At 41.0% G+C, this 25809-nt stretch carries 19 protein-coding genes; 1 reads left to right on the top strand and 18 read right to left on the bottom strand.

The genetic code is table 11. The features are described 5' to 3' along the window. Positions 1 to 40 precede the first annotated feature (40 nt). Both BLR27_RS10650 and truA read right to left on the bottom strand, forming a co-directional pair. On the bottom strand, positions 41 to 1807 hold the full coding sequence (locus BLR27_RS10650; protein ID WP_090704681.1) for an ABC transporter ATP-binding protein: 1767 nt from the start codon (positions 1805 to 1807) through the stop codon (positions 41 to 43). A 62-nt stretch (positions 1808 to 1869) separates the two neighbouring features. Continuing rightward, positions 1870 to 2634 (bottom strand): tRNA pseudouridine(38-40) synthase TruA, encoded by a 765-nt coding sequence (gene truA, locus BLR27_RS10645; RefSeq protein ID WP_090704678.1) that lies wholly within the window; start codon positions 2632 to 2634, stop codon positions 1870 to 1872. Positions 2635 to 3524: 890 nt separating this feature from the next. Here truA and BLR27_RS10635 point away from each other — a divergent pair. Next, positions 3525 to 3992, top strand: a complete 468-nt coding sequence (locus tag BLR27_RS10635; RefSeq protein ID WP_090704674.1) for a DUF4293 domain-containing protein — start codon at positions 3525 to 3527, stop codon at positions 3990 to 3992. Positions 3993 to 4071: 79 nt separating this feature from the next. On the opposite strand, the gene BLR27_RS10630 is transcribed toward BLR27_RS10635, so the two are convergent. The 16 genes from BLR27_RS10630 to BLR27_RS10555 all read right to left on the bottom strand — a co-directional run bounded on the left by BLR27_RS10630 (position 4072) and on the right by BLR27_RS10555 (position 25752). Next, a complete protein-coding gene (locus tag BLR27_RS10630) occupies positions 4072 to 4866 on the bottom strand; it encodes a 3-hydroxybutyrate dehydrogenase (protein WP_090704671.1) in 795 nt (264 codons plus the stop codon). A 12-nt stretch (positions 4867 to 4878) separates the two neighbouring features. Then, the gene (locus BLR27_RS10625; protein ID WP_090704735.1) at positions 4879 to 7731 is read right to left on the bottom strand and encodes an FAD-binding and (Fe-S)-binding domain-containing protein; all 2853 of its coding nucleotides are present in this window, start codon (positions 7729 to 7731) and stop codon (positions 4879 to 4881) included. A 70-nt stretch (positions 7732 to 7801) separates the two neighbouring features. After that, positions 7802 to 9106 (bottom strand): aspartate aminotransferase family protein, encoded by a 1305-nt coding sequence (locus BLR27_RS10620; RefSeq protein WP_090704669.1) that lies wholly within the window; start codon positions 9104 to 9106, stop codon positions 7802 to 7804. A 74-nt stretch (positions 9107 to 9180) separates the two neighbouring features. Next, positions 9181 to 10116 carry a 3-hydroxyacyl-CoA dehydrogenase family protein gene (locus BLR27_RS10615; RefSeq protein WP_090704666.1) on the bottom strand — a complete coding sequence of 312 codons (936 nt, stop codon included), beginning with the start codon at positions 10114 to 10116 and terminating at the stop codon, positions 9181 to 9183. A gap of 31 nt (positions 10117 to 10147) precedes the next feature. Beyond that, complete coding sequence (locus BLR27_RS10610; RefSeq protein WP_090704663.1) at positions 10148 to 10930, bottom strand: carbohydrate-binding family 9-like protein; 783 nt, start codon at positions 10928 to 10930, stop codon at positions 10148 to 10150. A gap of 14 nt (positions 10931 to 10944) precedes the next feature. Further along, positions 10945 to 12714 (bottom strand): c-type cytochrome, encoded by a 1770-nt coding sequence (locus tag BLR27_RS10605; protein WP_090704661.1) that lies wholly within the window; start codon positions 12712 to 12714, stop codon positions 10945 to 10947. Between the two features lie 135 nt (positions 12715 to 12849). Further along, positions 12850 to 14223 carry a hypothetical protein gene (locus tag BLR27_RS10600; RefSeq protein ID WP_090704659.1) on the bottom strand — a complete coding sequence of 458 codons (1374 nt, stop codon included), beginning with the start codon at positions 14221 to 14223 and terminating at the stop codon, positions 12850 to 12852. Positions 14224 to 14275: 52 nt separating this feature from the next. After that, complete coding sequence (gene ggt, locus BLR27_RS10595; RefSeq protein ID WP_221406323.1) at positions 14276 to 16072, bottom strand: gamma-glutamyltransferase; 1797 nt, start codon at positions 16070 to 16072, stop codon at positions 14276 to 14278. Positions 16073 to 16153: 81 nt separating this feature from the next. Continuing rightward, positions 16154 to 17623 carry a M81 family metallopeptidase gene (locus BLR27_RS10590; protein ID WP_090704657.1) on the bottom strand — a complete coding sequence of 490 codons (1470 nt, stop codon included), beginning with the start codon at positions 17621 to 17623 and terminating at the stop codon, positions 16154 to 16156. Positions 17624 to 17645: 22 nt separating this feature from the next. Further along, on the bottom strand, positions 17646 to 18776 hold the full coding sequence (locus BLR27_RS10585; protein WP_090704655.1) for a bile acid:sodium symporter family protein: 1131 nt from the start codon (positions 18774 to 18776) through the stop codon (positions 17646 to 17648). A gap of 46 nt (positions 18777 to 18822) precedes the next feature. Then, positions 18823 to 20058: a selenocysteine synthase gene (locus BLR27_RS10580; protein WP_090704653.1), complete on the bottom strand. Its 1236-nt coding sequence runs from the start codon at positions 20056 to 20058 to the stop codon at positions 18823 to 18825. Between the two features lie 25 nt (positions 20059 to 20083). Then, a complete protein-coding gene (locus BLR27_RS10575) occupies positions 20084 to 20632 on the bottom strand; it encodes a RidA family protein (RefSeq protein ID WP_090704651.1) in 549 nt (182 codons plus the stop codon). Between the two features lie 53 nt (positions 20633 to 20685). Further along, entirely contained in the window at positions 20686 to 21939 is a 1254-nt protein-coding gene (locus BLR27_RS10570) for an amidohydrolase/deacetylase family metallohydrolase (protein ID WP_090704648.1), read from the bottom strand. 17 nt (positions 21940 to 21956) lie between these two features. Further along, complete coding sequence (locus BLR27_RS10565) at positions 21957 to 23186, bottom strand: aminotransferase class V-fold PLP-dependent enzyme (protein ID WP_090704646.1); 1230 nt, start codon at positions 23184 to 23186, stop codon at positions 21957 to 21959. A gap of 65 nt (positions 23187 to 23251) precedes the next feature. After that, entirely contained in the window at positions 23252 to 24454 is a 1203-nt protein-coding gene (locus BLR27_RS10560) for an aminotransferase class V-fold PLP-dependent enzyme (RefSeq protein WP_090704644.1), read from the bottom strand. Positions 24455 to 24498: 44 nt separating this feature from the next. Continuing rightward, complete coding sequence (locus BLR27_RS10555) at positions 24499 to 25752, bottom strand: amidohydrolase/deacetylase family metallohydrolase (protein WP_090704641.1); 1254 nt, start codon at positions 25750 to 25752, stop codon at positions 24499 to 24501. Positions 25753 to 25809 lie beyond the last annotated feature (57 nt).

Genomic DNA, 25809 nt, shown 5'->3' with positions numbered 1-25809 from the left:
ATAAACTTAAAGTTCTAAGGTAATTTATTTTCAGGATAATTTATCCCTTGGCGATTCCTTCTGAGTTAAACTGAAGATCATAAAGGCGCTTATAAAAACCATTGATCTTTAAAAGCTGCTGATGGGTACCCATTTCTTTGATCTCACCCTGATCGAGCACAATGATCCGGTCGGCATTTTGGATGGTAGATAAGCGATGTGCTATCACAATGGAAGTACGGCCTTCCATTAATTTATTTATAGCATTCTGAATAAGCTCTTCGGTTTCAGTATCAACCGAGGCAGTAGCTTCGTCAAGCACAAGGATCTGAGGGTTGTAAACCAGGGCACGGATGAAGGAAATAAGCTGAGCCTGCCCGGCCGACAGGGTGGCTCCTCTTTCCATCACATCATAATCGAACCCACCGGGAAGCCGGTTTATGAATTCCTCTGCTCCAACATCCTTAGCAGCTTTTACAAGTGCTTCCCTGCTGATCTCCTGATTATTCAGGTTGATATTATTGGCGATCGAATCTGAGAAAAGAAATACATCCTGCAATACGGTGGCAATATTTGAACGAAGGTAATTAAGTTCATACTCCCGGATATCTATTCCGTCGACCAATACACTACCCTTATTCACTTCGTAAAAACGATTCAGGATATTGATAGTGGAGGATTTACCGGCACCTGTTGCACCAACCAATGCCAGGGTCTCACCGGGTTTAACGTGAAAGGAAATATCCTTCAATACCCAATTTTCGTCATTATAAGCGAACCACACATTTTTAAATTGTATGTCGCCATTCAAATGATCTGGTTTTAGCCTTCCTTTATCTTCTGTTCTTTCATCAGTATCCAGCACATTGAAGATCCTTTCAGCACCAACCATACCCATTTGCAGGGTATTGAACTTATCTGCAAGCTCACGGATAGGCCTGAACAACATATTGATATACATGATGAAGGAGACCACCACGCCGGGAGATATCTGATCAGAGAGAATAGATTTTGATCCGTACCATACCAGCAAGCCGATAGAAATGGCTGAAATGATCTCCACTACCGGAAAGAAAATAGAATAATACCAGTTTGAACGAATATGAGCATCACGATGTTTCGCATTGATCTGCCTGAACTTCCGCATTTCCTGATCTTCACGGGCAAAATATTGGATGATCCTGATTCCTGAAATATGCTCCTGCAAAAAGGTGTTCAGGTTTGATATTTGCGTTCGCACATCCTGAAAAGCGGATTTGATCGCCTCTTTAAACACATAGGATGCAACCATCAAAAAGGGCATAGGGATCAAAACAATGATCGTCAGTTCCCAGTCGGTATAAAGCATTACCGCAATAATTGCTACCACCTGCAATACATCACCTACAATTACAATGAGGCCTTCAGAAAATATATCTGCGATCGTTTCCAGATCAGAAACCGTTCTGGTGATCAGCTGCCCTATGGGGGTGCGATCGAAATATTTAAGTTTCAGGCTGCTGATATGATTAAAAACATTGACGCGCAGGTCTTTGATCACCGACTGGCCAAGAACATTGGTGAAAAAGGTATGATAATATTGAACACCAGTCTGGATCAGTAATAATCCGATCATCAGCAAGCTCATATTTACCAATCCGCTGCTGTCATTGAGGAGAATATACTTATCCAGCGTGTACTGGATAAGCCATGGGCGAAGTGGTGCAAGAACAGCCAGAAGAATGGTTAAAATAATTGACCATGCAAAGATCCTGCGGTATGGGTAAGCATACCGGAATACTCTTTTCAAGAGATTTATATCAACCGCATTGCCGCTTACTTTAGCCATTTAGTATGGAAGATATTGATTCAAATCCTAATATTGTTAAAGTGCTATTATTTGTCGTCAACTTATTTTTCAACTGGTAAATAGGGGTAAATTACTTCTGTTAGATATAAACCGCATGCGGGTACAGACTCCCCGGCAACAGATCTGTTTTTACTGTCGATCACCTTTCTGATATCCTCCACGTTCATTTCCTTCTTGCCCACTCTGATGAGGGTTCCGACAATTGCACGAACCATATTCCTTAAAAAACGGTCGGCTGAAATATGAAATGCAATACCATGTTTAGTCTGCACCCACTCCGCTTTTTGTATCAGGCAATTATTTGTAAGTGTTTTTGTATTTGATTTACTGAAACAACTAAAATCTTTATAATCCATGAGAATGGCAGCTGCCTTATTCATAAGTTCTATTTCTGGTTTATCACGTAATAACCAGGACAAATTATGAAGAAATGGATCCTTCGAAAAATGGATATGATACTCGTAGGAACGCAATGTTGCATCAAAACGGGCATGTGCATCCGGAGCAACTTTTATAAAACGCTTCACTACAATATCATAGGGCAGCATCGAGTTCATGCTCAGCAAAAACTGTGGGTTCAGCACATCAATTTTTGCGGGGATATCAGCATGGGCAAATAACTGCCTGGCATGAACACCGGTGTCGGTACGGCCGCATCCCAAAGTTTCAACATTCTGCCTGCAAAGAGTAGAAAGAACCTTATTGATCAATTCCTGAACAGAAAGGGCATTTTTCTGAATCTGCCACCCATGATAGGCCGTTCCATTATATGCGATTTCTATGAAATATCTTTGTACCGTGTCCAAGCTGCAAAGGTAATGCGGAAAAGGCAAAGAGTAGTGAGGAAGATGATATTTTTATCCACTAGTGTCCGTATAAAAATGTAAATGATCCATTCAAATTAAAGTCATCCCGCTCATGCCGAGGAGAGGGCACTTACTTTTCCCTTCAGCTGGAAAAGTAAGCAAAAGAGCCGCGGCTTCCCGGTATTTGTTGTAAAAGCACACTTTATCCTATCGGTATAATCCAAGCCGTGTTTATGGTTTGAAATATATGAACGGATCTGCAACACTTCTCCGGATTACTTGAAGGCAGTGATTTATGATCATTAATGCAAGGATAAAGCGCGCCTTTACTGCCAAATCCCAGGAGGCCGATTTCTGCAATAAGCAATACCGGTAATTTATGAACGGTTGTTACCCATAGCACTGTCCCAGCTACCATTCATATCAGATAAACGGCTCCGAAGAACGATTCAATCCCCAGTGCCGGAAAAATCAAAAAACAGATGCAGTTTCTTTCAAATAACACTTCCGAGCATTAGATTTTGGGATCATATCCGGACGGCTTTCATATTTTGATATCCCCCAAAAGCAGCGATCACTTTTTTTTGATGTGTGGTGGTCTTGTGACAAAAGGCACCTAGGGATTGAAGAAGGCTTTTGGGCACTTTTGGCCTTCAAAAGTGCCGAGCCCACCCGGCGACAGAGGGTGGCAAGGTTACAGGGGGCTTGCTTTTCGAATTTTAAATAATGTACAACATTTAATACCGTAAATGAAGATTTCTTGCTATTTCTAATTTAACCGGACAGCAATGATTTTTATCTATAAAATCCAATCAATTGAGATATCTGTTAACAATGTGTGAACCATAGGATAGGTAAAATAATATATATTTGCATTAAACAATCTCACCATGCTTCAACGAGTACAAACCATCTGGCTATTTTTTGCAACCGTAGCTATTTTCGGTCTATTTCTATTCCCATACCTGCAGGTTTATAACCCTGATGGTTCTTCCCGGGCTTTAAAAATTACAGGAATTCAGGAAAGTCTTGGCGGACAGATCGTTCAGACGGAAGCCTTTCTGGCCTTAACCATCGCGACAGTAATTCTGGGACTTATACCATTTATTACCATTTTTCTATATAAAAACCGGAAGCAACAGATTAAGATGTGCTATCTGAGTATTGTGGCAATTCTGGGTTTCAGTTTCTGGCTGGTTCAAACCGCTAAACAGGCACTGGGTACGATTAACCTGCAAACAGAAAATTATGGACTAGGAGTAATTCTTCCTTCCTTGAGCGTGTTTTTTGTCATTCTTGCCTTGAGAGGAATCAGGAAGGATGAGAAATTGATTAAATCTGCGGATAGATTAAGGTAATGCGTTGCGGATCAGGTCCGCAATGACATACTTTTTGCCATTCCGGGATCGATGCACATGTCATACCGGGCTTGACCCGCTAGTCATACCGGGCTTGACCCGGAAAGGTAAGCCATCCCCCATCTATCGGCATACTCGTTCCTGTGATCATGGATGCATGATCTGAAGCTAAGAAAAGAGCTAATGCAGCAATTGAATCGCTGCTTACAAAATCCTTGATTGCATGTTTTTGAAGGATGATATTTTGAACGACCTCTTCTTCGGAAATATGATGCTTACTGACAAGATCAGCGATCTGCTTTTCAACAAGTGGAGTTTTAACAAAACCCGGACAAATAGCATTGGCTGTGATGCCAAAACCAGCGCCTTCCAGAGCTAAGACCTTAGTCAGGCCGATCAAGCCATGTTTTGAGGCTACATACGCTGATTTAAATTCAGATGCCGTGAGACCATGTGCTGATGAAATATTAATTATCCTGCCCCATTTCTTTTGTTTCATGCCTTCCCAGACTGCTTTGGAAGTACAGAATGAGGCTGTTAAATTAACACTGATAATTTCATTCCACTTATCCAATGGGAATTCTTCTATAGCTGAAACATATTGAATTCCCGCATTATTGATAAGTACATCAATAGTTCCAAATTTGGATAGGGACTCAGTAACCATTTGTTCAATTTCGGCAGGATTGAGGAGATTTGCTGATGAATAATGGGTTTCAATCTGATACTCTTTTTCAATATTTCGGGCAATTTCAGCACCATCTGGTTCAAGTCCGTGAATAACAAGGTTAAAGCCCGAATTTGCAAAAGCTTTCGCAATACTCAGTCCGATTCCACTGGTACTTCCTGTGATCAGAGCTACTTTACCTTTCATGGTTTTAAATGATCAGTTTGGATTAGGAGACTTATCCTTAATACATTCATCGGCAAGGTAAAGTATTGATTCATAGTTCTTTCCAACAGCATCAGACATGGAAATTTCACAAGTCTTTCCAGATGAATAGTAGCCTTCATAAGAATTCAACATCACCTCTTTGGCTTCAGGGGCTGTAGCGGATGCCGTTAGTTCAGGAAAAATAAAACCTCTGTCGCCAGCCATTCCACAACATCCGGAATGTATCGGCACCTCTGCTTTTTCACTAAAATGTGAAGCCACAGAAACGAATTTCCGCTCAAGACCCATTTTCTGCAATGAACAAACAGGGTGTAATACCACTGTACCTTTCGTTTCTACTGGTCCGCAAGCCGGGATGACATAATCATGCAGATAATCAATACTATCCAGAATACTCAGGCGATCAAACCTTTGCTTGTTAAGCTCATTCAAAACAGGACGGCATTGCTGCAGGGTATGTGAACAGGAGGTAACATCCAGAATTACGGGCAGCATCCCCTCTTTAGTTACTGTCCAGAGTTTATCAATAGTCTCATTACACTTATCTGCATAAGCCATATTGTACCCCTTTGAGGAGAAAAGCTGTCCGCAGCAAAGCGCTTCAATACCTGCAGGAATAATTACCTGTATGCCTGATTTTTCTGAAACACTCAGGAAGGAATCTGGAATACTTTTTTTATTGGGAGCACCACCCATCACCCTTGAAATACAAGTTGGAAAATAAACAACTGCCGGTCCGGTTTTAGTTTCAAGATCGATTTCCTTAACGTATTTACCGGAAATAGCTCCGCTTGTAATCAACTGATTACTCCATAATGGAAATTCAGGAATTAATTTTTTAAGTCCCTTAGTAAGTCCCATCATGGCATTTTTCCCGAAGACCGAATTCACCAATGTACCCGCTTCCAGCGCAAAGTTCACCAATACCGTAACCAGATGAAAGTTCTTTGAAACTGTTAAAGCTACTTTATTGGAGAAGGGAGAATGGCTTTCTCTGCGTAATCGTTTTACCAGATCGCCTGTATTGATATCAACAGGGCAACTGGTAGCACAAAGTCCGTCGACAGCACAGGTATCCAAACCATCATACTGATATTGCTTCACCAGTTCTGCATGAAGTTCATGTTTTCCGCTTGCCTCCAAAAGTGCCAGTTCACGTCTCACAACAATTCGTTGACGGGGAGTAAGAGTTACATCCCGGCTCGGGCACTTATGTTCACAGTAACCACATTCAATACATTTATCCACTTCCTGCTCAACGCCAGGCAAAGATTTCAGGTCCTGAAGATGTGCATTCTTATTCTCATTGATGATCACACCGGGATTCAGGAGATTTTCAGGATCAATAACCTTTTTCAGACTTTTCATTATCTGATAGGCTTCTGTGCCCCATTCTGTTTCCACAAAAGGCGACATATTCCTGCCTGTACCATGCTCTGCCTTCAGTGTACCATCATATTTATTGACAACCAGTTCAACAACCTCTCTCAAAAACCGGTCATAACGGTCGACTTCCTCAGCCGAATTAAATGACTGGGTAACTACAAAATGAATATTTCCATCCTTGGCATGTCCAAAAATGATGGCATTTTCATACTTATATTTTGCAAAAAGCACATGGAGGTCAAGAATAGCATCACCTAACTGAGCAACAGGGAATGCAATATCTTCCAATACAACGGTTGTTCCGCTTGCCCGCACAGCACCAACGGCAGGAAACATTCCTTTGCGCAGCTTCCAGTAAAAAGCCTGAATTCCAGGATCAGAAGTAAAGCTGATAGGTTCAAGCAATAAAAATTTTGCTGAATATGGCGCAAGGCTCTCAATCTTTGCCTGAAGTTCATCCAAACTATTGCTTTGATACTCCACTAATAAAGCAGCGGCTTCTTCAGGCAATGTTTTCAGAATTGCAGGTACCCCTTTAACATTTTCAATCGAACGCAAAGATGCCCTGTCCATTAATTCGACGGCTTCAGCTCCTGTCAGTGTTAAAGGTTCGATCGCCTGGCAGGCAGAATAAATATTTTCAAAATATATAAATGCGGATGATTTGTAAGGATAGTCGGCCACCGTTTCCATTACTGCCTCAGCGATAAAGCCTAAAGTTCCCTCTGCACCGATCAGCAGATGAGAAAAAATATCCAGCGGATGAGAATAATCAATGAAAGCATTTAAAGAGTATCCCACGGTGTTTTTGGTGAGATACTTTGTTCTGATACGATCTGAAAGTGTCGGATTATCAGCTATCTGTTGCCTTAAATTTAAAATGGATGAATAGATCTCCGGGCATTCCTGCTCAAACCGGGAATAATCGACTTGCTTCTCCGTAGAAAAGCTTTTTCCTGAAGGAAGTATAAACCGGATATGTTTAGTGGTATGGTAGGAATTCAAACTAACCCCACAGCACATTCCGCTTGAATTGTTTGACAGGATCCCTCCCATCATCGCCGCATCAATACTGGATGGATCGGGACCAATCTTTCTTTTATGCTTTTTGAGGTAGTTATTAACTATGGAACCTGTGATTCCGGGTTGAACTCTAACTAAATTTCCCTCCTCCTCAATGATCAATTGATTCCAGTACTGGCTCAGATCTACAAGAATACCATCCGTAATTGATTGTCCGGATAAGCTGGTTCCTCCTGTACGAAATGTAATAGGAATTTTATGCTGGTGCGAAAATGCCAAAAGGGCAATGATCTCATCTTCACTGACAGGCTGTACCACGGCTTTCGGCCGCAGATAATAAAACCCAGCGTCTGAAGCATAAGCAACAAGATCAATTAAGCGGCATTTTATCCTTTCTTTTGGCAAAATAGCTTCCAAAAGCTTCCCAGTATCCATATTCATTAATTAAACCGCAAGTTGTAAGAAATTATGAAGTATTACAAAGATTCGTCCTTAAAACATGTAATTATATGCTTCCCAGCACTCTTGCTGAAACCTCAATTGCATGATCAATATCTTCCTCCGTATGGGCAGCACTTATGTACCACAGACCACGTCCTATGATCCTAATCCTTTCATCATGCATAGCAGAAATAAATTTACCCAGTTTAGCACGATCATAGCTAAGAGTATCTCTGTAATCCTTTACAGATTTCAGATCAGTGAATCCGATATTGAACATCGGGCCCGGACCCTGAACCAATAAATTATGATTGTGATCAGCTGCAGCTTTTCTTAGTCCATCCATTAATTTATTTCCCAATCTGAACATCCGCTCATATGGATTTTCCTTTTCCAGAACTTCAATTGTTGCCAATGCAGCAGCAATGGTTGGGTTACTGGAATTCATGGTACCTGCATGTATCACTTTCGCATCCTCGATCAAGCTCATCCATTCTCTTTTCCCTACGATCGCACTGATCGGGTAACCGCTGCCCATGGCCTTCGCAAAAATTGACATATCGGGGGTAATACCAAAATACCGCTGGGATCCGCCGATACTCATTCTGAAGCCCGTGATCACTTCATCAAATATCAATGCGATACCATACTGACCGCAAAGGTCGCGCAAGCCCTGCAAAAAGCCTTCCTGAGGCACAATGCATCCATTATTGCACATGATAGGTTCAGTAATGATGGCGGCGATCTCATGGTGATGATCTGCCAAAGTCTTTTTGACTAAATCCAGATCATTCCATGGCAGAATGATAAACTCATCTTTAGAATGCTCGGGCAGGCCTGCAGACCATGGAAATACATTCGGGTTTTCTCTGCTACCAAGTGCATCTGCAGATGGCGTAGATATCCCCCAGGCAACATTGTCGAGCCAGCCATGATAATGACCTTCAAAACGAAGGAATTTTTGCTTACCCGTTTTTGCTCTTGCCACTCTGAAAGCCGTCTGTACTGCCTCTGAGCCATCCAGACAAAAACGCATCAGTTCAGCAGAAGGAATCAAACGATTCAGGGTTTCAGCCAGCTCAACCTCCTTAATATGCTGACCTGCAAATAGTTGCCCTTCTTCAGAATAATCAGCAACTGATTTTAATACATGAGGATGTGAATGACCAAGGATCAATGGGCCCTGACTAAGCGTAAAATCCAGATAATCATTGCCATCAACATCAAAAAGGTGACTACCCTTGCCATGCGTATAGAATATCGCATGAGGATGATTGTATTTTCTAAATTCGGAGGACACACCTCCGGCGAGTACTTTCTTTGATCTCTCGAGTAATTCTGCAGATTTCGAGTAAACTAAACTTTTCATTATAAGATGGGTTAAATAATTAATCCTAAGTATGTTATTAAAGAAATATCGCTGATTGCAACAAACGCAAAGCTCTATTCGATTCCTCTGTCCTGTTTAAGATGCCGGATCAATTCCTTTTCTCTGGCTTGATTTACCCTGGTCGAAAAGTCTTCATCCCACTCATAATACCCCTCAGCTGTTTTATTCCCTAATTTTTTTTGTTCTACTAATTTTTTAAGAGTTGGAAAGGAACGATCTGATTTGCTAAGGTCTTCAAAAAGATAATCAGAGATAGAGGCAAATACATCCAGTCCTCCCATATCTGCAGAAAGCAATGGGCCAGTAACAGGTAATCGCCTTCCGATGCTGTAGGTAACCGCTGCATCAATATCTTCCTTTGAAGCGATACCTTCTTCCAGCAGGTACTGAGCCTCTCTGAAAAGTGCAAACTGAAGCCTGTTACCTACCAGACCTGGGACTTCCTTTTTAACTTCTATGGGCTTTTTATGCATAAATTTCAAAAGGGCGATCGTACGGTTAAAGGTATCCTCACTTGTTTTATCGGTCCTGAGCACTTCCACCAGCGGGACCAAATGGGCGGGATTCCAGAAATGAGCAACAATAGTCCTTTCCGGATTTTTTGTCCCGGCAGCAATGAGACTGAGGCTTAAACCAGAAGTATTTGTGGCTAAGATCACATCAGGAGCACATATTTCGTCAAGATGATTGAAAAGCTGCTGTTTCAAACCAAGGTCTTCAGGAATACATTCAATCACAAAAGACACATCGTTTACAGCCTCTTCTATTGATTGAGTTATTGAAATTCTCGACTGGATCTCTTCAATATCCCTGGGAGAAATCAATCCATTTTGACTTAATAGTATTAATTTATTCTTTATTCCCTCTAAGCCTTTTTGGAGATCAGCTTCATTCAAACCGTACATCTTTACATTCAAGCCAGCCCATGCAGCATTCACAGCAATGGAATGCCCCATAGTTCCCGACCCGATGATTGCCAGTTTCTCCATGACCTATAGAATTTTTAAAAATTCTTTCTGACTATTGAAACTTTAAAACTCCAAAAAACTGGGGAAGATGAAAGTTTGGTTTTGGATTATCTACAAAATTCCAGGTAAGGTAATTTGGATTAGATGTTCTGCTGCCTGTCTTATAGAAATTTGCCTTCCAGATAACACCTGGTGCAGGATTGGTAACATTTGAAAACTTTTTTAACATCGATAGTGGAATCCTGTACTCGATAGTCCAGGTTACTGGCTCAGCAATTTCCGGATCAACAACAGAAGGCAGAGAGTGAGCAATTTCGATCTGCTTTATTTCAGGAGCCTCGAGTTTTACAAACTCAGTCCATGGTTTTGAAACATAAAAAATAAGAGGTGTACCACCTGCATTTATTTCAAGGTTAAAATATTTTAATGGCGAATCTGTATCAGGAGCAAAGAAGAATTCAACACAGGAATCGCCTGATACATTTCCATTGTATTCTGTCACAGTGCTTTTTACAAACTTATCTTTGACACGAAAGATCACATAAACATTATCCGTATCGTAGATCATTTTAGCTTCCACCGTTGGCTTAAACGGTGAAACTGTACCCATATAATTTTCGATTTTTATCGTTTCAATCTTCTTCCATTCTGCCTTATTCCAGTTCCCGTCAATTTTCATTGGCTTCTTTAATTTGGAAACCAGATACTCCTTATCCGCAGGTTTAACAACGGAATTACTAGCTGAAACTAAATTACTCTTCTTAGAAGAAAGAATATCTCCGCCTTTCATTAAGAAAGGCAGAGATATAAATAAGATATAGGTGATAAATTTCATGTTTTATTAAAGTATTATCTTTTTGCACGGTATCTGGATACTTCATTCGGACTAATGAAGCTGGAATTATTTCCGAAGCTTGATCGTACATAAGTCAGGATCTGAGCAATTTCGGAATCCTGAAGATACCCATGAGGAGGCATTGCTTCATTATAACCTATACCTTTAACTGTAATCGGACCAGAAAGACCGTTCAATACTACTTCAATTAATTTTCTCTTATCACCATTCACCCATTCAGATTCAGCAACAGGTGGGAAACGTGTTCCGTCACCTTTTCCATTCTGCTGATGGCAAGAAGCACAATAAGTATTGTACAATTTAGAACCTGCAGCTAATTGACCTTTCATAAGGTTATCCTTTTCAATATCAGGAGACTTTACGTTTGGAGAAGTTAGCTTGCGTGCTGCCATTCCTGCCAACTGCTTGGTACCGAAACTTTTTTTGTCACCTTTGAACATTACTCTCCAGATCTTTCCTTTTTCACTGTCGTTCATGTAAAGAGAACCATCCGGACCCTGAGCAAGACCCATTGGACGATATTTAGCATCAGAAGTATTCACAATGGTATCTACACCACCAAACCCATCGGCAAATAATTCCCACTCGCTTGAAAATTTTCCATCTTTGAATGGAACAAAGGCAACACAATAACCACCCTGTGGATATGGGGCACGAATTGTTGAACCATGAAATGCAACGAATGCACCATTTTTATAACGTTCAGGAAACTGATTTCCTGTGTAGAATAATAAATCATTTGGAGCAAAATGGCCCGGGAAACCAATAAGTGGCATATTATATTTTGCTGCATCACCTTCTTTTTTACCATCACCACCATACTCAGGATTAAGCAATTTCTTTCCCTGCATAAAGTCATAATAGTAGTACGGCCATCCTGCATCAGATCCTTCAGGTACTTTCAGGAATTCTTCAGAAGGCAATAAAGCACTATGCCATGGAGTGTAAAGATTTGACCATGTTCTCGAAAAATCATCACGTCCATGCTGCATAGCATATAATGAGTTGTCTAAATTATTCCATGACATTCCAACAATACTACGGATACCTGTAGCATACATTGTACCATCACTTTGCTTCTGGTTTAATTTGCTTTCGCTGAACTTCCAAACACCTGCATGCTCCTTTAATTCAGGACATGGTGTTTGACCCGGAGAACCCGGCTGTCTGTCGGCAACCTGACACACATCACTAGGGGAACCAAAAGGAACATATAAGTTTCCTTTATTATCAAAAGCGATCGGTTTAGCGATATGTGAATATTTTCCTCTTTTGTAGTTATCAACAACTATTGTTTCTGTTTTACCTTCAGGTACCAATTTCCCAGGAGTCAGTTTAGTTCTTAAAACCTCTCCTGCTGTACTGAAATAAAGATATCCCTTGTGGATACGCATAGCAGTACCATAATTTCCTGTATCCGGATAATTTCCGAAATACTCAATAATATCTGCTTTACCGTCATTATTATTATCGCGCAAAGCAACACTACCTCTTTTTTGAGCATCAGGCACCCTTAATTTAACATAAATATCACCATTCTTGTTAATAGCAAGATGTCTGGCACGGCCAAGAGAATCAGCAACAACTACAGCCTCAAAATCACCGGGTAAAGCCAGACCGCCATTATCATTATCACCCTGAGGCAGGCCACCTGTACCACCTGAATTAATAAAACTTATGGTTACCAGAAATGCTAATCCCAAAATTGCGAGTAGTTTCGTACGCAATTTAGTCTCAGATAAAATTTTTGAATAGTTTTTCATTTTTTATTGTATTTGCTTATTAATGGGTATCGAGTAAATTATAGTGCATATTCTTGACTTTTTACTGATTTTCCAAATTAAACACGTATTATTTATAAGATAATTAAAAAAAACTTCTGATCACTATGATTTTTCCTATTTTTTGTTCTTAAAAGCATCAGGAATAATAAACTCATATCCCTTTGGAGGCCATGGACCAATACTTTGCCCGGTTGGCCTCGGAGCAGTTGGCCTGATCGGCTCAAAGCCGATTGCTGAATATTTAATATCTAAAAATGGAGTCTCCCTGACTTTTCCTTCAGCCAGAGAACGAATTCCCATATCTATGATTCCACTGGTCAGCAAATTCCGTTCAATGGGTGCTGTAGGCTTGCCGCTCACTATAAACTTCTGAATATTTAATGACAAATAACTGAAGTGAGAATAACTCATGCTATGATCAAGAACAAACTCGGTGGCCAAAATGTTTTTACCAGTGTTTGCTGCATAGGCCCATCCCTGATTCACGTATTGATCAAGCATAACAATAGAACCCTTTGTACCATCTTTATATTTTACGATCACCGCATAGGGCATTTTTACAATTTCTCTCATATTTCCAGTTGCTTTACCCTGGATGGTATCGCAGGCTGCATCCACCAGTTTTTGAGATATTCTTCCTGAATCAATAGCTGCCCAAACGTCATTGCCCTTTAATCCTTCAACACTTTCAACACCCGTTTCCCCACCTGCTCTCCTTTCAACCATACATTGAAGGATCTCTGTAACATGGAAACCATAAGCATCCAGAGATGCATACCCAATGGCCACTGCTTCCCTGATCTTCACACCGATAGGATGTTCCAGAGGTTTATCACGCCAGCAATAAGGCAAAGAAGATCCGGCCATTAATGAAACGTTCAATTCTTTCGCGCGATCATAGATCCATTTACTATCCAGCCAGCTGTAAGAAAGGGCTTTGTCTGTAAAAACCGGAACTGACTTGTTCGAAGCATCAAACACTCTGAATATCCTTTCGAGATAATTCATTCGTGGATATAATTTCATACCAAGTCTGTTATAAGGATATTCACCATGCTCACCAACATAGATCACCGCATCCACAGCCAGCTTATCACCTCCAAGAGTTAAAGCCTCTTCAAGCGTGGGATAAACAGGAGTATCGTTCATTGCCGCTATTTTAATACCTGTATCATTAGCGCCAACCTGTTCGATGTAAACCGAAACTATTTTAATCTGAGGAGCAACCATTCCATCGTCTGTTGGAATGCCGAGAAACAATTTGGTGCCGATTACATCTGCGTGGGCACTGTTTCTGTATATATGAGTAATGAATGCCACTTTTTTAATCCCATCCTGACCAGCCAGAGCTCTTGATAACTGTTCTGTAATGGAAGTGATATTTCCATCTTTTCCAAGTACAAAACCTGGAATAATACTCATTCCGGCTGCGGCAAATACAGATTTTTTGATAAAATCTCTGCGTGGATTATTATTTTTTGACTTCATTGAAAATATTTTAATTATTTATTAAATTAATTAACTTTGGGTTATAATAGAATTACCATCCGACTGCATAACCATTTCTTCTCAGGTCGGCGCCACCCATGATCCATCCTGTTTTATGATCAATTGTGATTCCTTGTGCACCTCCAACTGTCATGGACCAATCCCCCAGACTGGTATCAATTACATATCCCATGGCTCTTAATGTTTTAATTACAGTAGGCTGAACTCTGGTTTCCATAATTATTTCCTTTGCAGGTACCAGGCCTAATTCGTCCTTCCACCTGAATCGGGGTGCACTGATCGCATCCTGAATGTTCATCCCAAAATCAATTGCATTCAAGGCAACTTGAGGAACCGACTGGAGTATCCCAAAGCTTCCGGGAGAACCCACAATAAGTTGAGGTTTACCATCCTTATGAAACTGTAGCATTCCACCAATACACCAACCAACAGCCTTTCCGGGTGCTACCGTATTGGCTTTCCCCGGTTCAAGGGTCATCCAATCAAGAGCACTGTTAAATACCACTCCTGTATTTCCTGCCACATATCCGGAACCAAAACCGCCACCATGAGTTTGAATAATAACAACGGCATTTCCCCATCGGTCAACAGCCGAAAGACTGGTGGTTGCATATTTATACTTTGAAGCATTCGGATCGTCTATTGCTACAGGAAGAATATTCATGGATGTTTCTTCTTTAATACCGGCTTTTCTTTCCTTCACTTTTGCTATGACTCTTTCTCGTTGTTTGGCGATGTAAGCATCTGATAAAAGCATATCAACAGGTACATTAACGAATTTTGGATCTCCGATATATTTATCAGTATCAATCCTGCTAAGGTTAACTGCTTCGAGTAAATGAGCAAGATAATCAACACTGTTATGGCCCATTTTTTTAAGGTCAAAACCCTCCATGATCTTCAGGGTTTGCAATTGCTGAATTCCCATTCCCGGAGGAGGATTATTATACACTGTGTAATCGCGGTATTTAATTGAGATTGGGTCGACCCACTGCACTTTATCCGGCACTGAGGCAAGGTCTTTTTCGGTAATGAATCCACCATCACGGGCAAATGCAGCTGCCATTTCCTTTGCAATTTCACCTTTGTAGAAAACGTCGATACCTTCAGAAGCAATTCGCCTCATGGTTTTTGCCAGTGGTTTATTTGAGAAATAATCACCGATCACATAAGGATCCTTATCATTTTTTAGAAAGATCTTCCTGGATTCTGCATGAGGTGAAACACGAGCCACCGTGCCAGCCCACATTGCCTGATCAAATTCGGTTACAGGAACTCCGTTTTCCAGATAATCGATAGCACTTTCAAAAACCTCCGAAAGAGGCATTGTTCCATAATCTTTCAGAGCCTTTGCCCACCCGGCAAGATTTCCGGGCACAGATGCTATCCTTGGGCCGATACTTTCCATTTGACCATGACCTGCACCGTCTGCAACTTTAACATCTGATTTAAATTTAGTAATCCGGAAAGTTTCAGGCACCCATCCCCCAAAAACAAGCGACCTAACCCTGTTCTCTTTGGCAGAATAGAAGAGCATATATCCAACACCCGCAGTACCCGACATATAAGGTTCTGCAGCATTCAGTGAGGCTGCAGCAGCAACAATCGCATCAATTGCATTTCCACCCTTTACCAGGATCTTCTGACCTGCTAAGGTTGCAAGCGGATTGGCTGTGGCTATCATCCCATTTTTTCCAAGCGCCGCGGGACGAAGATTATCCTTTGCAGCCTGTGCTGAAACAGTCAGATTGAGAAATAGTGTAATCAAAACTATACCGGCAGTTGCCATCAAGATTTGAAATGGTTGAAAATTGATTTTATTGAACATAAATTTTGATTTAATATCAGCTGTTTTCTGCCGGTAAATAATGCTGGCCTGATCCCGGCATTTTTATAAAAGTTTTAAATCTTAAACATTCTCAAAAGGAAAAAGTGGTTTACGTCTATGATGATAGGTAAACAGTGTCATATCAGCCTGAGTCACACCCGGAGTATTTACCTGGATGATGGTCGGGCAAACAGGAGCATAAGCTGCAATTGGTGCATTTACCCCTTTAGCAACAATGGCATCAAACTCTGAAGGAACCACTCCCTGTGAAATTAATTGCTGTAAACTGAATGGCATTACTCTGAGCGAAGTGAGCATTATAACCCCACCTTCTTCAGTGGAAACAACCACAGTTTTACCCATCCTGAAATTTATCTGCCCACCATGACGAGGATTACTTTCCTGAAAAGTACCATCGGTAATTCTCAGTAGTTTCACATTTAATTTCAAGGTTTTCAGTCCATCCTTACCGGTTCCTATAACTGAAAGTTCAAACTGATCACCCGGATGGTGTGATGATGCATTAATTACAGCCTGAGGGTCATAGATACAAACAAAGAATTTATACTTTTTACTTTCTTCAAATGCCTCCAGGATACAAGAGTTATTAGCCGGGCCACCACCTCCAACATTATCTCCCATATCTAGCAATAATACTGGTTTTTCACTCTCATCAATTAACTTAAGGGAAGATGGAATATCATTTTTCTTACCTACAAAGCTATTCTTGTGCTCCAATATATAGGCTTCAAGTTTTTTTGCTGTAGCCAGAGCCTTGTCATAGTCACCATCCGCCACTACAATGATGGATGTTCCCATTTCATAGACATCTGCATAAGGGAAACCATGCTGTATGCTCAGGGCTAAAATACCGGGTTCTGCAGCCAGTTCGTTAGCATACGCATATAAACTTAAACATGGTTCATTTGCCGTAAACTGTTGCTCAATGCTGATTGCCAATGGTACCTGAACCAGAGCCTGAACTGGTTTGGTTTTTCCATTTAAAAGATCTACCAGCAGGTTTGCAGATTCCGCACCCCGCTGCCTCATATCGACATGTGGATTTTGCTTATAGGCAACAAGCGCATTGGTTGATGCAACCATCAGTTCGCTTACATTGGCGTGAAGATCAAGGGTTCCAATAACCGGGATACCATCCCCCACTTTCTCCCTAACCTTACTTAACCAATGACCATCCATATCCGGATATTCTTCCGAAACACCAGCACCATGAGGGATCACTAAACATGCATCTACAGGCAATACTTTATCAAGTTCTGCAAGCATCTCATTTAAAATGAAATTATAAGTTTCAGCAGTTATCGTTCCTCCCGGAGTTGCTGATGCAAAAAGCAGTGGAATTGCTTCTATGCCTTCCTTGTCCAACACTTCCAACATCCCGCCTATCTCATTATGGGCTTGCTGATATTCTTTTCTAATCGCTTCACCCTTAAGGTATTGACCATTCCTGAAATCATCCAGTACGGTTGGTGTAGTGACAAATGTGTTCGATTCGTGATATATTCCCAGGAGGGCTACTCTAAAAGACATGATCTTGTTTCTGATTTAATTATTAAACACCCAGGGCGCTGACTTCCTCCTCAATTGATTCTTCCTTTAATTCACTTTTGGGAAGGTTACTATTCCAATAAGAAGCAAGTATGGATGAGGTAAATCCCATAATTGGTCCGCAAATAGCTGTTGCAAGTCCTACAGTAGCAATTTTACCCATCACTTTAGCTATTCCTGAAACGAGACCTGCATTCTGAGTACCTGTTGTAATGGCAATTGTCCGGCAATCGCTTTCTGATAATTTGAAAAGACGTGCAGTCCAGTAACCAAAGAAAAATCCAAACAATATCATCAGTAACACCACGATTATTAGTTCCAGACCTATGTTCAGAATACTATCTCTACCCGCAGCCATGATGATGGCCACAATAAATGCAACACCGATCATAGATACCAAAGGCATTGAATCATCGAGCCATTTGGCCTTACCGCTTAAGAATTTATTAAAGAGGAGCCCTGCTCCTATCGGAATAAATACCATTTTTATAATCCCCCACATCATTTCCATGACGTTTATTTCTATGAATCCACCTGCAAGAAGCTTCATAAGAAATGGAATTAAAAATGGAGCGAGGAGAGTCGTGATCGAAGTTATTGTAATGGCTAATACCACATTTGCTTTAGCCAGATAACACATAACACTTGCTGTAACGGATGTCGGAGCACAACCCAGCAAAATGATCCCCGCAGAGATTTCCGATGGGAAATTAGTAAAACTGGCCAGGGCAAAACCCAGCAATGGCATAATGGTATATTGGCTGAACACACCTACAATTACTGATTTAGGGGATTTTGCCAGTGCAATAAAATCCTTGACACCCATCGAGCAGCCCATTCCAAACATGATCACTTGTATCAGTGGGGTAATTAATGCTGCAAATTCGAATCCATTATATTCCTTGAAATACTGCGGATAATACAGTGCAGTTGCCACAACAGAAAGTATCGTTGTAGTGAATGTTAAGCCCCTTAACAATGGAAATCCTCTGAAACTGATAGCGAGTAAAAGCAGAAAACCAATTACAAAAGGTCCGGCGGCGGCAATATTGCCATTATATGCCATGTATAAGGCAATGAACAAACTAAGTATAGATATGCCCGTTAAGAGCTTAAAGAAGACAGTCCCCTTCATTGAATTAAATTAAATCGGATAAACAAACTGTTAAAAAAATGAAGAATTAAACGGATGCCTTCAATAACTCCTCTTTTAATCTCCGGGCAACAATTTTTTCCTGGCCGGGTTTCAACTGCCAGACAGACAATTCTATTCCATCCCTTTTTGTACCCATGGTGCCCCCACCCATCACCTCAATACCAGGATTTCCATTCCACAAACGCTCCTTAAGCTGCCTTCCGGTCATTTTTATCTTGTTATTATCCCATGAAAGGTGCAATGTTGGTGTATGATTTGCAATTTCAGGAATAAAAACCTGCTGACTTATTCCCTTAATATTGTTGACGGTGTTCACAATTACACCCATTGCATCTTCCCAGGTCTTCCATTCCTTCTCATGATCCATTTTTATATGTCTTTCAAGAGCAACATACATAGCCAGAATCTCTTCTTTATTTACTTTATGGCCGCGGCAAATTCCACTGTTAGGAGGTGCACTCAAACGGGCTGCAGCGATCAGATCTTTTTTTCCCATAAGAATTCCGGCACTCTGCGGTCCACGCATAGCTTTGCCACCTGAAATTGCTACCAGATCAAATCCCATGTCATTGAACTTCCATAGATTTTCTACCGGATGAGCATCAGAAGCAATGTCGATCATCGTTGGAACTTTATGTTTTTTACCCAATGAAAGCCATTGTTCATAATTCAGTTTGCCGGCCGAAAGCTCCCTGTTCAGGAACCAAAGCATCGCAGTTTTTTCATTAATTGCTGCTTCAGCTTCCTCCAAAGTTTCAACGATAACCAATTTAGCACCTGTATTGGTCAGTGCCTGATGGTAACCATTAGCATGGGTCTTTTGAAGAATAACCTCAGATTTCATACCATCGACATTTGGAAGCTGCATCACCTTTTTGCGATCCATTCCGGTCATAACACCTGCAAGTCCCTGTACCAGAGCTGACCAGCAACCTGCTGTTACAGTTGCAGCCTCTGCATGGCAAAGCTCAGCTATCTTTTCACCGACTTTGTCCAAAACATCATTCAGCAATACAAATTCATCGGCTCCTTTTACTATAGCCTGAGTTACTTCAGGTGGCATTAAAGAAGCCGTCAAGGATGTACAAACGCATGATGCATTAATAAATGTTTTGAGTCCAAGTTCTTTGAAAAGGTCACGACCTGCTATTGCAGCTTCTGTTTCACCAGCTGATACTGTTTGAGCGGTTAAACCTGTACCTATCATTCCGCCTGCCAAAGGTGCAGCAGATAAAAATTTAATGACGTCTCTACGTTTCATATTTAAAATTTTAAATAATAAAAAATCAATCTTTCATTTCAACGATCATCTCGATCTCCACCGGAATATTCCGCGGGAGTGAGCCTAATCCAATAGCCGAACGGGCATGTTTACCGTTCTCGCCAAATACCTCAACCATCAGGTCAGAAAATCCGTTGATCACCTGAGAGTGGTTATCGAATTCAGGAACAGCATTCACCATGCCCAAAACCTTAACGATACGTTTTACATTATTCAAATTCCCAACCTCCGCTTTCAGTGCTTCCAGTAAACTGATGCCTGTTAACCGTGCTGCATACTTAGCTTCCTCAAATGTAAATTCCTTGCCTACCTTACCAATCATAAACTTACCATCTTCTTTAAGCGGTCCCTGACCTGATAGATAAACCAGATTACCAACTCTAACTGCACCAAGGAAATTGGCCGATGGCGGACCGGGAGTTCTCAGCTTCAAGCCCATCTCGCGAATCCTTGTTTCAGGATCCTTTGCAGTGACAGTTTGAGCGTGGCCGGTACCTGTTTTGATGACGATCAGCGTAAATAAAAAAAGAAAAAAACTAAGTGACCTTTTCATGTTGTTGTAAACGATAAGTATGTATAATTAATTAAAACCTTTTGTTAATGAGACTATTTTGCTACTGGAAAAGATCTTGCATTAAGATCATAAACAACTTTTCCATCTTTAATGGTCATTTCACATTCAAGCAGGTTTTTACCCTCATTCTTGTATCGTGCCACATCATAGAATCCAAATTTACCTTCACGTAGATTAAGTACCGCAACATCTGCTATCGCACCAACAGAAAGATGGCCTAGCTCTTCGTGTTTAATAGCTTTTGCAGCAGACCAGGTGCTTGCTTTAACAACATTTGCCAAAGACATATCCATTGACATAAATTTTGACATTACGTTCAACTGATCTTTCATAGCTGAATTCATACTTCCTGTGTGAAGATCTGTACTGATCGTTTCAGGATAGAATCCTTGTTTTGTTGCAGGCAAAGCCTGAGAGAAGGTAAAACTTCCACCTCCGTGACCAACATCAAAAATGATCCCTCTTTTTCTTGCCTCCAGAACATATGGATACAGTTTATTAGTTTCCAGATCTACGATAGTCTCTTTGGTTTTAATTAACTGTCCGTAAGTATGAGTAAAAATATCACCCGGACGCATTTTTCTCAGGAACAATTCTTCAAGTGATAAACGGGGAGTAGTACCTCCAAAATCAACCATAATTGGCTTTCCGGCCAATTTGCCTGCTTCGACGGCTCTGTCTACCGCTACCCAGTCTGATTTATGATAGTGAGCCACTTTGATACCCACTATATGATCGCTGTAATGCTTGGCCACATTTGCCGCAAGCTCCGCATCAAAGAAACTATTGTTTTGCTGCTCACTTGAAAACTCACTGCCATACATGCCCTTTTTTGAGATATTCAAAAAGGCCAGAACACGGGTTTGAACTTTATCAATTACATTTTTCTTGAACAGATCAAAGGTTTCTGCACCGGCATCACCTGCATCTACGATAGTGGTTACACCCACACGGAATGTAAATCCATCTGCAGGAAGTGAGGAAAACCCATTTTCAAGCTGACCATCATGGTCAGTTCCGGCAAAAACGTGGCCGTGGATATCGATTAAACCCGGGGTCACGTATTTCCCGCTAACATCAATAACTTGTGCGCCAAGTTTCGGATCAATATTCTGGGCGATTGCAGCAATCTTGCCATCCTGGATAGCAACATCCATAACACGATCAATATTATTTTTAGGATCAATTAAATGTCCACCTTTTAAGATGGTTGTATAGGTCTGCGCATTAACTGAAAACTGAGCGGCAATAAAAAAGGCGAATGCCAGGAAAAAACGATTTTGCATTTTATAAATTTTAGATTTTATGATTTAACGGAGGCTTTTATTAACTCTTCTTTTAAGCGGGCAGCGACGATTTTCTCTTCTCCTGCTTCCAGAACATGCATGCCACAACGAAGCGAGTTTGGCGCTTCCCAGGAAATAACTTCCACAGAAGGATTACCCTGACGTAAACGATCACCCATTTCGGTATTAGACAGCTTTATTTTATTTGGATCCCAAGTCACTTTTAAGGTTGGCATGTTATTATCAGTTGGCGGAATAAATGTTTCTGTTTTAACTCCATCGATTGACTTGATAGCATTTGCAATAAGGGCGATCTTCGTCTCCCACATCTGCCATTCCTTCTGATGGTCCAGATTGATAAAACGATGCAAGGCTGCATACATTCCCAGAACTTCCTCTTTATTCACTTTCTGACCACGGCCAATTCCACCTCTTGGATTATTACTTAATAAAGCTGCTGCAACATACTTTTTCTTACCCATCAGAATTCCAGAACTCTGAGGACCGCGCATGGCCTTACCACCTGAAATCACAACAAGATCAAATCCCATATCGTTGAATTTCCATAGATTTTCGACAGGCGGAACATCAGCAGCAATGTCGATCATGGTCGGCAGATTATATTTTTTACCCAGTTCGAGCCACTCTGCATGCTTTATCTGGCCTTTATGTACTTCTCTGTTCAGGAACCAAAGCATAGCAGTGTTTTCATTGATAGCCGCTTCAAGTTCAGCTCTTGTTTCAACCTTGATCAGTTTTACACCTGCTTGTGTAAGTGCATGATCATATCCCATGGAGTGACTCTTTTGAAGGATCACTTCTGTTTTCATTCCGGTACCTGCAAGGTTAGGAACCTGACTAACTCTTTTTGTGTCCATACCGGTAAGCACTCCGGCCATTCCAAGCATAAGTGCCGACCAGCAGCCTGCAGTTACCATAGCAGCTTCTGCATGGCACATTTCAGCGATTTTTGCTCCTACCTTTTCCTGCACATCATCAACCAAAGCGAATTTTTTAGATGCTGCATTGATTGCATCCATCACATCGGGCGGCATCAGGGAACCTGACATGACCGTGTAGTTCCCGGCAGCATTGATAAATGTACGAATGCCCAACTCAGCAAACAGATCCCGTTTAGCCGCCGGAACTGCCGCTGATAAAATATTTTCTAAAGGGGCTGCAGCTGCAGTCATACTACCTGCCAGAGGCAGAATGGTCAGGCTTTTGAGGATTTCTCTACGTTTCATTTCTTGATATATTTAATAAATTCATTTACAATTTTCAGAAGCAGGATTGATTTTATGGATGAAACCTACATTAAGGCCTTAGTAAGTTCATCCTTTATTCTGCCTGCCACAATTTTAACTTCATCGGCTTTAAGCATATGTGTGGTTACATTAATGCTTCCACCCGGCCCACCCATAACTTCAATGGATGGATTACCATTCCTTAAATTGGCAGCCAGATTATCCAGCTTTATTATTGTTTTATCCCATGAAATATTTAAGGTTGGAATACGATTTATCAGCGGCAAGGGAAGCATTCCGGCTTTTACCCCTTTCACGGATGTAGCTGCCCTGGAAATGACATTTATTCTGTCTTCCAGCATTTTCCATTCCTGATCCTGATCGGTATTTATAAATCGTTCTAAAGCGAAATATAAACCGAAAATTTCTTCCTTGTTCACCTTCATGCCGCGACCGATATTATTCCCTCTTGGAGGAGCACTCAGTCTGGCAGCGGCTATCAGTTCTTTTCTTCCGCTAAGTATCCCGGTACTTTGAGGTCCGCGCATGAATTTACCGCCTGAAACACATACCAGATCAAAACCCATATCATGGAATTTCCATAGGTTTTCCTTTGGCGGAAGATCTGCAGCCATATCGATCATGGTAGGTATTTGGTGTTTCTTAGCTATTTTTAACCATTCGGCATGTTGAATCTCACCTAATGAGGCCTGATAGTTTATGAAATACATCATCGCAGTTTTTTCGCTGATGGCATTTTCCAATTCTTCGGGGGTAGTTACAGTAATTAGTTTTACACCACAGTTCTTCAGTGCATGTGCATAACCATCATTATGTGCTTTTTGCAGGATCACTTCCGACTTCATGCCGGTACCATCAAGAAAAGGGATCTGCGAAACCTTTTTAGGGTCATTCCCGCTAAGAACACCGGCCATCCCTAACATCAAGGCAGAAAAAGCACCTGCGGTAACCATAGCAGATTCAGCATGCAGGAGACCAGCGATCCGTGCACCAACCTTATCCTGTACTTCTTCCAGTCTGCAAAAATGTTTTGAAGCATCGCGAATGGCTTCCACAGCCTCATCGTGCATCAGTGATCCGCTCAGAGTCGTAAAATATCCTGAGGCATTAATAAATGTACGCAGACCAAACTCCCTGAACACATCGCGTTTTGGTAGCGGTGCAGCCTGAGCTGATAGTACTATGGAACCGGAAGCACCTGCCAGTGGCAGCATGGTTAAGGTTTTCAGAATTTCCCTGCGTTTCATTTAAATCAGGATAGATTGAATATTAAGAGGAAAAACATTAAAATTTAATTTTTATTATTTGGCAATGGATTCACAATTCCATTCAGATCATAAACAATTTTACCACCGAAAATGGTCATTTCACATTCCAGTTTTTCATCGCTTTCCATTTTATAGCCGGCCATATCATAAAACCCGAAATTGCCCTTTCTCATGTTCAGAATTGCCACATCAGCAATAGCTCCAACAGAAAGATGACCTAACTCCTGACGTTTTATTGCTTTTGCAGGTGCCCATGTACTTGCGTTGATCACTTCCTGAAGGTTCATCCCAATTTTCAGGAACTTTGACATAACAAGAAGCATATCCTTCATAGAGCCTTTCATGCTGCTTATATGAAGATCCGTACTGATGGTATTGGGATGAAATCCAGCCTTGGCAGCAGGAATTGCCTGTGAGTATCTAAAACTTGATCCTCCATAACCTACATCAAAAATTACCCCTCTTTTCTGAGCGGCCATCACAAAGGGCTTTAATTCCTGCCTGGCGGTATCTACTATAGCCTCTTTAGTATCAAGTAATTCACCAAAAGTATGTGTAAAAATATCACCGGGACGTAAACGCTTCATGAGCAGATCATTTAAAGACAAACGAGGAACCGTTCCACCAAAATCGATCATTACAGGCATATTTGCTAATTTTCCAGCAGCAACGCCTCGATCAACATTCGTAAAATCAGGACTTGTAAAATGAGCTACTTTAATTCCAACCACATGATCCTTATATCTCAAAGCAGCCTTTGCAGCAATTTCAGGATCCATATCTGTTACATTTTGCTCAATAATACCTCCACGCATGCCGTTTCCAACGATATTTAAAAATGCAAGTACACGGGTCTGGGAATTATCGATCACATTCTTTTTAAATGTTGGAAAATCTCTCCAGCCAGAACCACCAGCATCTACCACAGTAGTTACACCAACTCGTTGATAAAATCCATCAGGCATGATACTATTGAAACCATTGCTATACATATGATCTGGCTCTGTTCCTGCAAAAACATGACCGTGAATATCGATCAGCCCAGGAGTTACATACATACCTTTTGCATTAACGATATGCGTAGACTGTGCCGCATCAATATTGACAGCAATACGAGCGATCTTCCCATCTGCAATTGCTACATCCATCACTGAATTAATATTGTTTTTCGGATCAATAACATGTCCGCCTTTTATTATGATATTATAAGGCTTAGACTGTGCAAAAAGCACAAAAGGCAACAAAATTGTTACTAACAGAATATAAAACTTCCTCATTTGAACTATTGTTTTTTTGTTAAATCATTATAAATTGAGAATACTATTAAGTTTTGG

Source organism: Daejeonella rubra (genome assembly GCF_900103545.1).
In the GTDB taxonomy this organism is placed as follows: Bacteria; Bacteroidota; Bacteroidia; order Sphingobacteriales; family Sphingobacteriaceae; genus Daejeonella; species Daejeonella rubra.
This window is presented reverse-complemented; position numbering and strand designations above follow the sequence as displayed.

What these genes read in the sequence shown, in the direction of transcription:
- BLR27_RS10585 (WP_090704655.1), bottom strand. Translation starts at nt 18,776, where the DNA reads ATGAAGGGGACTGTCTTCTTTAAGCTCTTAACGGGCATATCTATACTT.
- BLR27_RS10570 (WP_090704648.1), bottom strand. Translation starts at nt 21,939, where the DNA reads ATGCAAAATCGTTTTTTCCTGGCATTCGCCTTTTTTATTGCCGCTCAG.
- ggt (WP_221406323.1), bottom strand. Translation starts at nt 16,072, where the DNA reads ATGTTCAATAAAATCAATTTTCAACCATTTCAAATCTTGATGGCAACT.
- BLR27_RS10625 (WP_090704735.1), bottom strand. Translation starts at nt 7,731, where the DNA reads ATGGATACTGGGAAGCTTTTGGAAGCTATTTTGCCAAAAGAAAGGATA.
- BLR27_RS10565 (WP_090704646.1), bottom strand. Translation starts at nt 23,186, where the DNA reads ATGAAACGTAGAGAAATCCTCAAAAGCCTGACCATTCTGCCTCTGGCA.
- BLR27_RS10610 (WP_090704663.1), bottom strand. Translation starts at nt 10,930, where the DNA reads ATGAAATTTATCACCTATATCTTATTTATATCTCTGCCTTTCTTAATG.
- BLR27_RS10630 (WP_090704671.1), bottom strand. Translation starts at nt 4,866, where the DNA reads ATGAAAGGTAAAGTAGCTCTGATCACAGGAAGTACCAGTGGAATCGGA.
- BLR27_RS10650 (WP_090704681.1), bottom strand. Translation starts at nt 1,807, where the DNA reads ATGGCTAAAGTAAGCGGCAATGCGGTTGATATAAATCTCTTGAAAAGA.
- BLR27_RS10555 (WP_090704641.1), bottom strand. Translation starts at nt 25,752, where the DNA reads ATGAGGAAGTTTTATATTCTGTTAGTAACAATTTTGTTGCCTTTTGTG.
- BLR27_RS10575 (WP_090704651.1), bottom strand. Translation starts at nt 20,632, where the DNA reads ATGAAAAGGTCACTTAGTTTTTTTCTTTTTTTATTTACGCTGATCGTC.
- BLR27_RS10560 (WP_090704644.1), bottom strand. Translation starts at nt 24,454, where the DNA reads ATGAAACGCAGGGAAATTCTGAAAACCTTAACCATGCTGCCACTGGCA.
- BLR27_RS10600 (WP_090704659.1), bottom strand. Translation starts at nt 14,223, where the DNA reads ATGAAGTCAAAAAATAATAATCCACGCAGAGATTTTATCAAAAAATCT.
- BLR27_RS10590 (WP_090704657.1), bottom strand. Translation starts at nt 17,623, where the DNA reads ATGTCTTTTAGAGTAGCCCTCCTGGGAATATATCACGAATCGAACACA.
- BLR27_RS10615 (WP_090704666.1), bottom strand. Translation starts at nt 10,116, where the DNA reads ATGGAGAAACTGGCAATCATCGGGTCGGGAACTATGGGGCATTCCATT.
- BLR27_RS10635 (WP_090704674.1), top strand. Translation starts at nt 3,525, where the DNA reads ATGCTTCAACGAGTACAAACCATCTGGCTATTTTTTGCAACCGTAGCT.
- BLR27_RS10605 (WP_090704661.1), bottom strand. Translation starts at nt 12,714, where the DNA reads ATGAAAAACTATTCAAAAATTTTATCTGAGACTAAATTGCGTACGAAA.
- BLR27_RS10620 (WP_090704669.1), bottom strand. Translation starts at nt 9,106, where the DNA reads ATGAAAAGTTTAGTTTACTCGAAATCTGCAGAATTACTCGAGAGATCA.
- BLR27_RS10580 (WP_090704653.1), bottom strand. Translation starts at nt 20,058, where the DNA reads ATGAAACGTAGAGACGTCATTAAATTTTTATCTGCTGCACCTTTGGCA.